The sequence below is a fragment of the Haloferax profundi genome (assembly GCF_001469865.1).
GTDB lineage: Archaea > Halobacteriota > Halobacteria > Halobacteriales > Haloferacaceae > Haloferax > Haloferax profundi.
Genome location: NZ_LOPV01000201.1, coordinates 23,681 through 37,013 on the forward strand (window position 1 = coordinate 23,681; position 13,333 = coordinate 37,013).

13 protein-coding genes are annotated in these 13,333 nt (G+C 62.6%); 11 read left to right on the forward strand and 2 right to left on the reverse strand.

All coding sequences use genetic code 11. The features are described 5' to 3' along the window. Window positions 1-60: 60 nt before the first annotated feature. From AUR66_RS10290 to AUR66_RS10340, 11 genes are all read left to right on the forward strand, one after another. On the forward strand, window positions 61-1,677 hold the full coding sequence (locus tag AUR66_RS10290; RefSeq protein WP_058572340.1) for a long-chain-fatty-acid--CoA ligase: 1,617 nt from the start codon (window positions 61-63) through the stop codon (window positions 1,675-1,677). A 183-nt stretch (window positions 1,678-1,860) separates the two neighbouring features. Next, complete coding sequence (locus tag AUR66_RS10295) at window positions 1,861-2,433, forward strand: nitrous oxide reductase accessory protein NosL (protein ID WP_058572341.1); 573 nt, start codon at window positions 1,861-1,863, stop codon at window positions 2,431-2,433. Window positions 2,434-2,441: 8 nt separating this feature from the next. Next, a complete protein-coding gene (locus AUR66_RS10300; RefSeq protein ID WP_058572342.1) occupies window positions 2,442-4,301 on the forward strand; it encodes a NosD domain-containing protein in 1,860 nt (619 codons plus the stop codon). Beyond that, on the forward strand, window positions 4,298-5,086 hold the full coding sequence (locus AUR66_RS10305) for an ABC transporter ATP-binding protein (protein ID WP_058572343.1): 789 nt from the start codon (window positions 4,298-4,300) through the stop codon (window positions 5,084-5,086). The genes AUR66_RS10300 and AUR66_RS10305 overlap by 4 nt, the downstream gene beginning before the upstream one ends. Continuing rightward, window positions 5,083-5,901, forward strand: coding sequence for an ABC transporter permease subunit (locus AUR66_RS10310; RefSeq protein ID WP_058572344.1), 819 nt, complete (start codon window positions 5,083-5,085; stop codon window positions 5,899-5,901). Before AUR66_RS10305 ends, AUR66_RS10310 begins: the two co-directional genes overlap by 4 nt. Before the next feature lie 242 nt (window positions 5,902-6,143). Then, complete coding sequence (locus tag AUR66_RS10315; RefSeq protein ID WP_058572345.1) at window positions 6,144-6,824, forward strand: SCO family protein; 681 nt, start codon at window positions 6,144-6,146, stop codon at window positions 6,822-6,824. Beyond that, complete coding sequence (locus AUR66_RS10320; protein WP_082682171.1) at window positions 6,821-7,660, forward strand: sulfite exporter TauE/SafE family protein; 840 nt, start codon at window positions 6,821-6,823, stop codon at window positions 7,658-7,660. The genes AUR66_RS10315 and AUR66_RS10320 overlap by 4 nt, the downstream gene beginning before the upstream one ends. An 84-nt stretch (window positions 7,661-7,744) precedes the next feature. Further along, entirely contained in the window at window positions 7,745-8,332 is a 588-nt protein-coding gene (locus AUR66_RS10325; protein WP_058572346.1) for a nitrous oxide reductase accessory protein NosL, read from the forward strand. A 149-nt stretch (window positions 8,333-8,481) separates the two neighbouring features. Then, window positions 8,482-9,006, forward strand: a complete 525-nt coding sequence (locus AUR66_RS10330) for a DoxX family membrane protein (protein WP_058572347.1) — start codon at window positions 8,482-8,484, stop codon at window positions 9,004-9,006. A gap of 178 nt (window positions 9,007-9,184) precedes the next feature. Then, window positions 9,185-9,526: a thioredoxin gene (gene trxA / locus AUR66_RS10335; RefSeq protein WP_058572348.1), complete on the forward strand. Its 342-nt coding sequence runs from the start codon at window positions 9,185-9,187 to the stop codon at window positions 9,524-9,526. Window positions 9,527-9,614: 88 nt separating this feature from the next. Continuing rightward, window positions 9,615-10,964, forward strand: a complete 1,350-nt coding sequence (locus tag AUR66_RS10340) for an FAD-dependent oxidoreductase (protein WP_058572349.1) — start codon at window positions 9,615-9,617, stop codon at window positions 10,962-10,964. Window positions 10,965-10,998: 34 nt separating this feature from the next. On the opposite strand, the gene AUR66_RS10345 is transcribed toward AUR66_RS10340, so the two are convergent. Together AUR66_RS10345 and AUR66_RS10350 are read right to left on the reverse strand one after the other, a co-directional pair. Beyond that, the gene (locus tag AUR66_RS10345) at window positions 10,999-11,925 is read right to left on the reverse strand and encodes a DUF1028 domain-containing protein (protein WP_058572350.1); all 927 of its coding nucleotides are present in this window, start codon (window positions 11,923-11,925) and stop codon (window positions 10,999-11,001) included. A 304-nt stretch (window positions 11,926-12,229) separates the two neighbouring features. After that, the coding region (locus AUR66_RS10350) for a M24 family metallopeptidase (protein ID WP_058572353.1) at window positions 12,230-13,333 on the reverse strand (1,104 nt) is incomplete at its 5' end.

The window sequence follows — 13,333 nt, forward strand, 5'->3', positions numbered from 1 at the left end:
TCGTTGAAATCTTGCCGCAAGTGGTGCGTTTAGTTCACTCCGCGGCCCGGTCTTTCACGAATGAAAAAACAGTTGCTCGTGACGGATTTCCTCGACCGTGCGCGAACGTACTACGGCGACTACGAAGCAATCGTCGGGACCAACGGTGAGCGGTTTACGTACAGTGAGTTCGGTGAACGCGTCGACCGATTCTCTGCGGCGCTACAGGACCTCGGTGTCGGAAAGGGAGACCGAGTCGCTGTCCTCGACCCGAACACACACTACCACCTCGAAGCGGCGTTCGGGTCGATGCAGGCCGGGGCGATTCACGTCCCGCTGAACTACCGACTCACACCCGACGACTACGAGTACCTCCTCTCGGACTCGGGGACGGACGTGGTCTACGCCGATTACCAGTTCGCCAGTAAAATCGAGGCGGTGCGCGACGACGTGCCCGCGGACACCTTCGTGACGAACGACCCCGCTGCCGTCGAGGGCGAGTGGCTCGACTTCGAGGACTTCCTCGACGACGCCGACCCGGACGCTTACGAACGACCGGAGATGTTCGAAGACGAAATCATCACCATCAACTACACCTCGGGGACGACGGGCGACCCGAAGGGCGTCTGTCGAACGCACCGCACCGAGTCGCTCCACGCCCAACTGGTGACGATTCACCACCACATCTCGGACGACGACGTCTACCTCTGGACGCTCCCGATGTTCCACGTCAACGGCTGGGGCCACATCTACGCCATCACGGGCCGCGGTGCGAAACACGTCTGTACCCGCGGTGTCGACGCCGAGCACGTGTTCGACGCGATTTCCGACGAAGACGTGTCGTTCTTCTGTTGTGCGCCGACGGTGCTGTCTATCCTGCGCGAGTACGCCGAGGAGAACAACCCTGCGTACACCGGCGCGAACCCGATTCGCGTGACTGCCGCCGGAAGCGCAGCACCCAGTGCGACGATTCGCTACACCGAAGACGAGTTCGGGTGGGAGTTCACCCAACTGTACGGTGCCACGGAGACCGGCCCACTCATCGCCACCTCCGACGCGCGGAGATTGATTCCCGACGAGGGTGGACTCCGGTTCTCGCTGAAACAGCGACAGGGCGTCGCTCCACTCGGAACCGACCTCTGCGTCGTCGACGAAGACGGGACCGAAGTCCCACGCGACGACAGCACCATCGGTGAAGTCGTCGTCCGCGGGAACCAGGTGATGGAGAAGTACTGGAACAAGCCAGAAGAGACCGACGAGGCGTTCAACGACCGGCGCGAAGGCTGGTACCACACGGGTGACCTCGCCGTCGTCAACGAAGACGGCATGATTTCCATCCAGGACCGCAAGAAGGACATCATCATCTCTGGCGGCGAGAACATCTCGTCGGTCGAACTGGAAGACACGCTGTTCGACCACGACGCCATCGCCGACGTGGCGGTCATCCCTGCGCCGTCCGAGAAGTGGGGTGAGACGCCGAAGGCGTTCGTCATCCCGGCCAACGGCGACGTCGAGGACCCTGGTGTCACCGCCGAGGAACTGACCGAGTACACGCGTGACCGCCTCGCTGGTTACAAAGTCATCCGTGAGTTCGAGTTCGTCGAAGACATCCCGAAGACGGCCACTGGGAAGATTCAGAAGTACGAACTCCGGAAGCGCGAGTGGGACGACGAAGACCAGATGGTCGGCCAGGGATAACTGCGCCACCCGAACTGGGGACACTTCCGGCCCCTGCAGGTGAGTCGTTCGGGTGATGTCCAATGTCGGTTTAGAATATTGGACTAGTACGGCGGTCAAACGACTTCTCAGTGGTTATATTCTCGGCACTCTTGTAGTGATTGAACCAATCTGTTTTTCGGTGAATCTCGACTAAGTCGGAGTATGGACGACGACGAAGCATCCGACTTTGCTCCGACGAGGCGGACGTATCTCAAGCTTGGCAGCCTCACTGCGACGGCGGCGCTGGCCGGTTGTCTCGGCGGTGCACCGACTGCTGGCGGCGCTGGCCAAACTGGCGTCGAACCCGCAGACGTGCCCGACGACGCTTCGTGCGCCGTCTGTAACATGATGCCTGCGAAGTTCCCCGACTACAACGCCCAACTCGCCTACGAGGGCCAGGACCACCAGTTCTTCTGCTCGACCGGGTGTATGACCTCGTTCGCCGCCGTCCCCGGCCACTTCGACGAGGCGTTCGACGGTGAGACACCCGCCGGTGCGTGGGTCCACGACCACGGGACGAAAGACCTCATCGACGGCCAGTCTGCGTTTTACGTCTTGGAGATGAACCCCGACCGGGTCGACGACCCGATGATGAAGAACCCCCTCGCGTTCGCGTCTCGAGAAGACGCCGTCGCGTACGTCGACCAGTACGACGACCTGTCGGAGGACGATATCGTCTCGTTCGACGCCTTCGACCGGGAACTGGCAGAGCAGTACCGAGCCAAGTTCTTCTGACGAGTTCGATGCGTCGCCCCGTCCTCGTCGCGGTGGTCGGCGTTCTGCTCGTGAGTCTCTACGTCGCGCCGTTCGCCGTCGGGTCGACAGCATCGCCGCACCCTGTCCCCTTCGGTGAAACGGTCGAATCCGGTCTTTCGGTCGCATCTGTCCGTTCTGTGCAGGCCGACGGCGGAGTCGTCCCGAAAGCACAGGTCTCGTACGCGCAGTACGAACCGGTCGTCGGATACTACGGTGTCGAGTCCGCCGTCGAGACGTTCCAGCGCGACGGGCGTGACCAGCGCTTCGGTCCGCCGATAGCTGTCTTCGTGAGCGACTTCTCGGGAACGACGCCCAGTCCAACCGAGAATGGGTACGTGAACGTCTCGTCGGACCCCGGGTGGGTCGACGCCCGCGACGCACACTTCGTCGTCTCCGAGTCCGGGGAATCAGTCGTCGTGCCGTTCTCCGACCGGTCGGAAGCAGATGCGTACGCGACCCGTGTCGACGGCGCCGTGTGGGACTGGAACCGTCTCGTCTCGACCCTCGCCGTCGACCGAGGTGCCCCTGACTACGAGTCGCGGGTGGCCGACCGGTCCGCGACTGCCACGACGACGGCCGACTCACTTCGACAGTTGACCGACCGGCCCGTGTCTGTCGTCGTCGGCGACGACGCGCCGACGATTGTTGATGCCGTCGAACGTGCGCCCCCGAACACGACAGTCGTCGTTCCCGAGGGGACGTACACGACACAGGTCAGCATCGAGAAACCAGTCACACTCCGCGGGAGCGGTGTCGAGACAGTCGTCGACGGCGGTGGAAACGGGTCGGTCCTCACGGTGAACGCATCCGGTGTCGCCATCACCGACCTGCGGATAACGGGCGTCGGCACAGCGACCATCGACGTCGAGGGCGACGCCGAAGGGTGGGACAGCGTCGTCGAGCGAACGTACGGGCGCGGCGACGCAGGCGTTGCCATACTCGGTGGGTCGCGGGTCCTCGTCTCCCGAGTCCGCGTCGTTACCCCGTCGAACGGTGTTCTCGTGCGGGATGCCGACGATGTCGTCGTTTCGAACGTCACCGTTCGCGGCGACCCGGCACCCGGTGCGGGGTACATGGGTGTGATGGCGATGCGGTCCCCCGTCGTCGTGCAGGACTCGACGTTCGCCGGTGGTCTGGACGCCGTCTACGCGCACCGCGCGGACGGTTTGGTCGTCCGGAACAGTACGATGCGAGACGCTCGATTCGGCGTTCACCTGATGTTCACCTCTGACGCACTCGTCGCCGACAACGTCGTTCGGGACACCTCTACCGGCGTCGTCGTCATGACCCGCCCGTCGGGTATCGCTCTCGTCGGCAACGACGTGCGGGAGTCGAACCACGGCATCGTGACCGCTGGAGCGGACTCGTACGTCGCCCGCAACGTCCTCGTGGACGACGGCGTCGGCCTCAAAATCGGCTCTCGAACGTCGTCGTACACCGAAAACGTCGTCGCCCGCAACGACGTGGGCGTCGAAGCGGCGTCGTTCGTCGCCTCGAACCGCGTCGTCGGCAACGACTTCGTGGCGAACGGACGGCACGCGCGCGCCACGTCGGGTCCGCTCAGACTCTGGTCCAGTACCGACAGTGGGAACTACTGGGACACTGCGGTTGGTCTCGGTCCAGACGGGTCGCTGTCGCGTCCGTATCGACCGACCGACCCGCTCGACGCCCGACTCGACGAACGTGGGACCACGACACTCGCACGCTCGCCAGCACTGACAGCGCTTCGGGCGCTTCAGGGTGCAGTTCCCGGGATGCGTGCGGGTGGTATCGTCGATAGTCACCCGGAACCCGACCCGGTGAACCCTGCCCTCGTAGAGCAGGCGCTGAACGACTCTCTCCCATGAACACTCGAACCACGCCCCCAGAATCCATCCGCACTGAACCAGCGACGACGGCCGACTCGGCCGTCGTTACAGTCCGCGACATCACTCATTCGTACGGGACGCTCACGGTCCTCGACTCTGTCTCGCTCACCATCGGTGCGGGCGAACTCGTCGCCGTCGTCGGCCCGAACGGGTCTGGAAAATCGACGCTTCTCCGCTTGCTCACGGGTGCACAGCGACCAACCAATGGCACTGTCGTGCATGGGCGTTCAGGGGACGAATCCACGGACACCGACCCGACAGTTGGGTATCTCCCCCAACGGCTTCACCCGCGAGACGAGTTCGGCGTCCGAGAGACGCTCGACTATTACGCGACTCTCGCCGACGAAGGACTCGACCCCGAAGTAGTCGTCGAACTCGTGGGCCTCGACGGCGTACCCGACAGGCGTGTCGGTGCGCTCTCCGGTGGAATGCGGCGATTGCTCGGCCTCGGTATCGCCATCGTCGGCGACCCGGACCTCGTCGTCCTCGACGAACCGACGAGCGGACTCGACCGGACGATGACTCGCCGCGTCTTCGAGGTCTGCCGTGACGTTGCAGACGCTGGCCCCGCCGTCGTCCTCGCATCACACGACCTCTCGACGGTCGAACGAATGGCCGACCGTGTCGTCTTCGTCGACGGCGGGTGCATCAGATTCGACGGTCCGCCGTCGGCGTTCGGTGGAGAGGACTGCTCACTCGTCGATGCCTACGACGACTGGGTCGAGACGGGTGAGAATACGACTGTCCGAGGGGGGACTCGATGAGTCTCGACCGACGCCACGTCGAAGCAATCGCCCGACGTGAAGTCGTCACAGTGGCACGAACACGAGCGAGTTGGCTCTTGACCGCCGGCATCGCGGTGGTCGTCTCGGGACTCGCTGTCCTCGGCGGTGGGGGTGCGAGTGGGTACCTCCCCGTCGTCGTCGACCTCTCGATGCCTGCGGAGATACTCGTCCCACTGCTCGCGTTCGCCTTCGGGTACCGTGTCTTCCTCGACGACCGGCGCAGCGGCGAACTGGCGGTCCACGCGATTATGCCCCCGTCACGGGCCTCCGTCGTCACCGGGGTGTTTCTCGGACGCGCTGTCGTGCTCGCCGTCGCACTCGCGCTCGGATTTCTCCCCGGATTCGTCGCGGGTGCCCTCGCTGGCGATGCTGGTGCCGCGCTGTACGCGACACAACGGGGCGCGGACTCACCGCTGTTGTACCTTCGGTTCGTCTCGCTGGCCACGCTGTACGGACTCTCGTCGCTCGCACTTGCACTCGCCGTGTCCGCGGCAGTTCGTTCGACTCGCGCTGCTCTCGCCGGCGTCTTCGGCCTCGGCTTGATTCTCCTCGTGGGTCTCGACCTCGGTCTCTTCGGGGCCATCGTGTCGGGACTCGTCGGAACCGAGTCACTCCCAGTTGCGCTCGCGCTCAGTCCGAATGCAGCGTTCCGTGGCCTCGTGCTGACTACCGTCGTCGAGGTTGCGACAGTCTCGTCCGGCGGTCTCGGTGTCGTCATCGCCAACGTGGCCAGCCTCGTCGCGTGGACGGGTGTCGGGTTGGTCGGGGCAGTGGTGACGGTGTGGGACGAGTGACAGTGAGGGTCGAATGGCGGTGAGGGACGAATGACGGTGAGGGACGAATGGCGGTGAGGGACGAATGACGGTGAGGGACGAATGACGGTGAGGGACGAATGATGAGGGGGGTCGAGTGACGGCCGTCCGACTGACTGTGACTCGTCTTCGACGATACTCGTCCTCATTCGAGATTGTTCGAGCCGTACAATTCGGGGAACCAACCAACCGACTTTCACGTGACTATCGTATAGGTCCAAGTAATGCACCGCAGGAAGTTTCTCGCTGTGGCCGGCGCGTCCGCGCTCACTTCGACGGCAGGGTGTGTCGGGTCTGTTCTGGGTGGGTCGTCCAAGACTGTCCTCGACAAGCCCGAAGACCAACCCGTCCGAAGTGCAAACCTCCCGTACCCTGCCTACGGGCAACCTCTCCCGGAGGTGTCTCTCGATGCACCCCTCGCCGACCGGAAGATATCGACCACAGATTTCGGCGACCGACTCGTCTTGATGACGTTCATCTACAGTCACTGCAACAGTATCTGTCCGTTTCTCGTCTCCACGCTTCGGCAAGTCCAGACGGCCGCCACACAGAATGGCTACGCCGACGACGTGGTGTTCCTCCCGGTCACGTTCGACCCGGCGCGAGACGACGAGGCCAGACTTCGTGAGTACGCCGACATGATGCACGTGGACCTCGACGTGGGCAACTGGCACTTCCTCCGCCCGCGCGACCACGACCACGCGAAGGCAGTCGTCGAAGACACGTTCGGCGTCACGTTCCAGAAGACCGGCGCGACAGACAGTTCGATGTACATGTACAACCATCTCGGGTTGGCTCTCCTCGCCAACGGAGACGGCGTCGTCGAACGCGCGTACACGGGGACAGACCCGAAAGCAGAGAAGATGAAAGCCGACGTAGAGACCATCCTCGACGCGCGGCGATGAACTCCGTCTTGTTACAGGCCGCAGGTGACACCTGTGTCGCACCCGGTGCGACGCCGACGACGAGCGCCGTCGAACTCGGGTTGTTCTTCCTCGTCGGCCTCTTCGGGACGGGCCACTGTCTCGGGATGTGTGGTCCACTCGTGTCCATCTACGCCGACAAGATGGACGAACGCAGAAGTGACGGCGGGAGCGGAAGCTTCCTCACCGTCACGCAGGTCCGCCAGCACTTCCTGTTCAACGCTGGCCGCGTCGCCGTCTACACCATCCTCGGGGCACTCTTCGGCCTCGTCGGATTGCTGACGTTCTCCTCTGCGAACGCAACGGTTCCATTCGGCGACCAGGTGCGTGCAGTCGTGGGCATCGTCGTCGGGGGGTTCATCGTCGTCGCCGGGGTGAGTTACCTCGCCGGCGGTGCCGGGCGGTCAGTGGTGAGCCGAATCCCGGTCGTCGACGGACTGTTCCGGCGTGTCCACGGCGTTCTCAGTGGTCGAATCGACGAGTGGGTCGGCGGACCGCGCATCTTCGGACTCGGGTTCCTCCACGGGTTCCTCCCGTGTCCCTTGCTGTACCCGGCGTTTCTCTACGCCTTCGGACAGGCGGACCCGGTGAAGGGCGCACTCTCACTGTTCGTCCTCGGTGTCGGGACGTTCCCTGCGTTGTTCCTCTACGGAACCGTGTTCCAATCTGTGAGTGCGCGCCGTCGCCGGTTCGTCCACCGACTCCTCGGTGGTGTGTTCCTGCTCTTGGGTGCGCACACGCTGTTCGCTGGGTTGCGACTCCTCGGGTTCGACGTGCCGCACCTGTTCTCGCTGCCGGTGTACCAGCCACTCGGCTAAGGTGGTTCGGTCTGGTACCGCGACGCACAGCGAGTTCGTGGACTGCACCAATTGCCATTTGTCCACCAACAGCCTAGTCGGGGTATGTGCCAGCACTGTGACTCGGCCGTCTCTCGTCGCTCCGTCCTCTCTGCGACAGGGGCTATCGGCGTCGCCAGCCTCGCAGGATGCCTCGGCGGCGGTGGTGGTAGCGGCAATGGTGACGTACCCGCCCCGATTGCATTGACTGGAAACAAGCAGTGTGACGTCTGCGGGATGATTATCGAGCAACACCCCGGCCCAGTCGGCCAACTCTTCTACGCGGACAACGCCCCCGAGGGGCACGACAATCCTGCGTGGTTCTGTAGTGCGTGGGAGACGTTCGCCTACAACTTCGACAGAGAGAACGAGGGATGGACGCTCTCGGTTGGATACCTCACGGATTACAGTTCGGTCGAGTACGAACTCTACGACGACGGCGGGGCGACGTTCATCGACGCACACCTCGAACCGGAAGCGTTCGGTCGGATGGACGAGTTGTTCTACGTCGCCGGGACGGACATCAAGGGCGCGATGGGGAACGACCTCATCCCGTTTTCGGACGAGGCGGATGCGGACGCCTTCGCCGACGAACACGGTGGAGTCGTGTATCGAGAACGAGACATTTCTCGTGACCTTATCGCCCAACTGTAACTCACTCACTCGTAGATGTGATAGACTGAGACAGGGGATAGCGGTTCTCAGCCTCTGATTTTCGGTGATTCTCGATTCTCTGGATTCGGAAACCAGACCCTCTTTATATTCTGATGGGGGTCGACTGTTCAGTTGTAAGGTGAATTACAATGGCCGCAACCGGACAAATTGAGATACTCGGCAACAGAATGGACTTCGACTACTCGCAGGGCGCGACTGGCTACGTGCTCGTGCTCGTCCGCCTCATCACGGGCTACTGGTTCCTCAACGCGGGGATGGGTAAGTACCTCGCGGCAGAACCCTTCAGCGCTGCTGGCTGGCTGATGAACTCCAGCGGTCCCATCAGCGGCTTCCTCGCGTGGGCAGGCAGCACTCCGTGGATGCTCGAATTCACGAACTTCATGATTCCGCTCGGCCAGACCCTCATCGGCCTCGGACTCCTCATCGGAGCACTCACCCGGCTCGCCGCCTTCTTCGGCGGCTTCCTGATGGTGTTCTTCTACCTGGGGAACGCCGACTGGGCGCACGGCTACGTCAACGGTGACCTCTTCGGTCTCCTGATGTTCGTCCTCATCGGCACCCTCGCCGCGGGCCGCATCCTCGGCGTCGACTCCATCATCGAGAAGACGGAGTTCGTCCAGCAACGCCCCGCCCTCAAGTACCTCCTCGGCTGAGGTGCACGGGCAACACTCCTCTTGCGGTCTTTCGCTGAGGATTGCGGGGACAGAACACGAACAGAGGCACAGTGGCACTTCTTCTGACACTCGAACACATACGTCCGAGCATAGCTGGCGTAGAATTGTTCTCAGCAAACAATACTGTTAAGACGGACGAGCGAGTACGAACAGGTACATGTCTGAATCCGAATTCGTCACCGACGAACCGATTCACGTCGAATCTGTCGAACACTTCCAAGAGCTCGTCGACCGCGATGGCGTCGTCCTCGTCGACTTCTACGCCGACTGGTGTGGGCCGTGTAAGATGCTCGAACCCATCGTCGAGAACATCGCTGCAGACACCGACGCTGTCGTGCTGAAAGTCGACACGGAAGAACTCGGCCAGCTCTCCGCCGCTTATCAGGTCCAGAGTATCCCGAACGTCGTCTTCTTCGCCGACGGCGAACCGAAGAAGCGCGTCGTCGGCATGCGCGGCGAGGAAGTCCTCCGGTCTGTCGTCGAAGAACTCTCTTCGTAGATTCGAATCGAACTTTCGGCCCGAATCACGACCTTGCTCTTGTAGAATAAGGGCAATATATTAACCGCTCCTCCGACAACAATCGGATATGGATCCGATAGTCATCGTCGGTGGCGACGCTGCGGGAATGAGCGCGGCGTCTAAGTTCAAACGCGAGCATCCCGACAGAGACGTCGTCGTCTTCGAGAAAGGTGAGTACGTCTCCTACGCGGCGTGCGGAATGCCGTACTACATCAAGGGTGCAGTCGAGGAGTTCGACGACCTGCTTCAGGTCTCCCCAGAGGAGTTCATCGAAGACAGAGACATCGACCTGCGACTGCACCACGAAGTCGTCGACATCGACACGGACGCTCGCGAGGTGACAGCTGAGACCCCCGATGGAGCAGTCTCCCTCTCGTACGACCAACTGCTCATCGCGACCGGTGCACGTGCCATCGAACCGCCGTTCGACGGGATGGACCTCGACGGCGTCCACACACTCCACAGTCTCGACAGCGCGAAAGCCGTCCACGACTTGATGGACTCGGGGTCCGTCTCGGCAGTCGGTATCGTCGGTGGCGGCTACGTCGGTATCGAGATGGCCGAGGCCTTCGCCGAACACGGCGTCGACGTACATCTCTTCGAGATGCTCCCGCACGTCCTCGCGCCGTTCGGTGAGATGGTCGCCGAGAAGGTCGAAGACCACATGCGCGAGGAGGGTATCGAACTCCACCTCGACACGGCAGTCGACGGGTTCACCGGCGACGGCGACACACTCGACGGCATCGTCGTCGGCGACGACACGGTCGACGTGGACCTCGCACTCGTCGGCGTCGGTGTCGCTCCGAACGCCGAACTCGCAGACGACGCGGGCATCGAACTCGGCGAGACGGGTGCCATCGCAACCGACGAGTTCGGGCGGACGAGCGCAGAAGACGTGTTCGCCGCTGGCGACTGTGCCGAGGCGCGACACGTCGTCACTGGCGAACCGGACTACGTCCCCCTCGCCCTCACCGCGAACCGCGCCGGACGGGCTATCGGCCAGACGATGGCTGGCGACGAGACGCCCGTCGGCGACATCGCCGGTACTGCTGCCGTGAAGGCGTTCGAACTCGAAGCGGCCCGTACGGGCATCATCGACGAAGACGCGGCACGCGACGCCGGATTCGACCCCGTGAGTGTCACCATCACCGCCTCGTCGCGGGCACACTACTACCCCGGCGCGAAGCCGATCCACATCACGATGCTCGCCGACCGAGACTCGAAGCGGGTTCTCGGCGCAGCGATGGTGGGACGCGAGGGTGTCTCCAAGCGCATCGACACCGTCGCCGCCGCGCTCCACTCCGAGACGACTGTCGGCGAACTGGAGTACTTCGACCTCGCGTACGCGCCGCCGTTTAGCCCGACGTGGGACCCAGTCCTGACGACGGCAAAAGTGCTCAACGGAAAACTCGACTGAGCGTCTGAAAAACGCGCTTTCGGACTCCCCCGCGTTATTTTCGCTCGAGACGCGAGAGACCGTGCCAGATTGCTTCGACGAGTCGTGTTTCGCCGTCACCCTCGGCGTCGTCCCAGCCACGAGCGATGGCGTCTTCGAGGACGACGAGCGAGTGGTTCTCGAAGTTGTTCATCCCGCGGAACGATTCGAGGGCCTCCACGGCCGACTCGTCGAACTCGTCGGTCGGTGTCTCGTCGTAGAATCCGAGGTCTGCGAGTGTCTCGCAGACTTCTTTGGCAGTGTCTCCCGTCAGCGAGACAGTCTCGGCGGGTGCCTCTCGTTCGAGGAGCGTGATGTCGTAGAGTTTGAACACCCGTTCGAGTTCGTCTATCGGGTGTTCGTGGTCGTCGACGCGGACGTCCACCCAGCGGTCGTTTCCGCCGTCGTACCCGCCTTCGGGTTTGGCGATGTACATCGCCGCGGACTGTTCGCCACGCTTGTCGCCGCCGGCGTCGTTGCCGGCGTGCAGGGCCGCGAGGAGTCGCTCTGGGAGTCCACCATCGGTCGTCTCGAACGCCTCGGCCATCGCGTCGAGTGTCTCTTCGTTTTCGAGGATGTTGCCCTGGACGGTGTACGTCGCACCTTGGATGTCGCCGGCGACGTCGAAACACTCGTCACCGGTGAACGCGGCGATGCTGCCGTCTTGACCGACGACGCCGACCTGCCGACTCTCGGCCTCGTCGTCCGCTTCGGTGAGTCGTTCGACGACTTCTTCGGCGGTGTGGCCCTCACGGAGCAAGTCGAGGCCGTCTGGGCCGTACGCGACGTTCGCGAAACTCTGTGTCGCGATAGCCCCTGCGTCTGCGCTGACGAACGGGACGACAGACCCGACGCTGATGAACTTCGACTGGACGGCGACGCCGACGGCGTTCTGGTCTGGGTCACGAGCGACGATAGAGAACGTGGACGGACGCGGTTTCATGGTCGGAACCGACACACTGCGTCAGGAAAAACGTTGACCTCCCGGTCAGCTGCGAGTGACCGAATCGTGGACTTTATATTTGTAAGAGAGTAGATATAAACTGTGATACATTGGTTTTTCGACTGGACACACTCGATGAATTAACAGTTGAATTGAGTGATTGGTTGCTCGTCACTCCCGTTTGGGTGCCTCGAATATACAAATTTTAAAATTTGTACAAATTGTACTCCTGCTGCACTGTCGTTATCCTCTCTGAAATCCCTTATTATACGATAACTGACTAAAACGAAGCGTCAGTCGCTGACTAGTGGTCGACGACGGTTATCTCTTCGACGGGCCACTGACTGAGGAGTTCGACGCCGTCGTCGCGGACGACGACCATCTCCTCGACGCGGACGCCCTGTCTGCCGGCGGGTTCCTGCGTCTCGACTGCCATCGTCATCCCTTCCTCGATTTCGATGGGGTGGTCGGGTGAGAGGCCGCGCCAGATGAGTGGCACTTCGTACAGTTGCAGGCCGAGGCCGTGCGCCCAGTGGTTGGTCGTCATCTGCCAGTGTTCGTCGGCACCGTACCAGTCGGCGTGTTCGCCTTCCATGTCGGGGAACGCCATGGCGATTTCGTCGGTGGTCTTGCCCGGTTCGATTTCGTCGAGGACGGCGTAGAGATTGTCGCGGGCGGTGTCGTAGGCGTCCTTCTGTTCTTGCGTCGGTTCGCCCATCGAGAACGTCCGGTAGTAGCACGACCGGTAGCCGAGGTAGCCGATGTTGTAGAAGTCGGCGTAGACGAGGTCACCGGGGCGAATCATCCGGTCGGTGGTGTTCGCCTGATGTTTCGGCCACGTGTTCGGTCCCGAGGTGATGTATCCTCCCTGAGCCATCGCGCCGTGTCGCCAGAGTTCGCGGACGGCGTCGCCCCACACCTCGGATTCGCGCTTGCCCGGCTTCGCGTTGTCCACGATGGCTTGGAATCCTGCCTCGCAGATGGCGGCGACCTGTCGCAGACACTCGATTTCGTCTTCGGTCTTCGTCTTTCGCGCGTCTTCCATCACGCGCGCGGTTTCTGCGGCACGAACGTCGACACCCTTCGATTCGAACGCGTTGATGAGACCAGTGTTGCCCGTGTCGATACCCATCGGTTCGTTCGTGAGGTCGTACTCGTCGAGGGCGTCGACGACGGTCTGTGCCATCTTGTCGATGAGGAACGACCGCGCCGAGTCACGGCCAGAGGCACGCGGGACGTTCCCCAGTCCGGGACAGGCGTAGCGAATGTCGTTCAACCACGGGCAGTTGTACTTCTGGTTGCTCGCGTGGTCCGCGGTGTCCCAGTGGACGACGTTCCCGTCTTCCATGAGGAGCGAGTAGTGGTCCGCACCCGACCCGCCGGTCATCGCGAGTCCGGTCACGTAGCG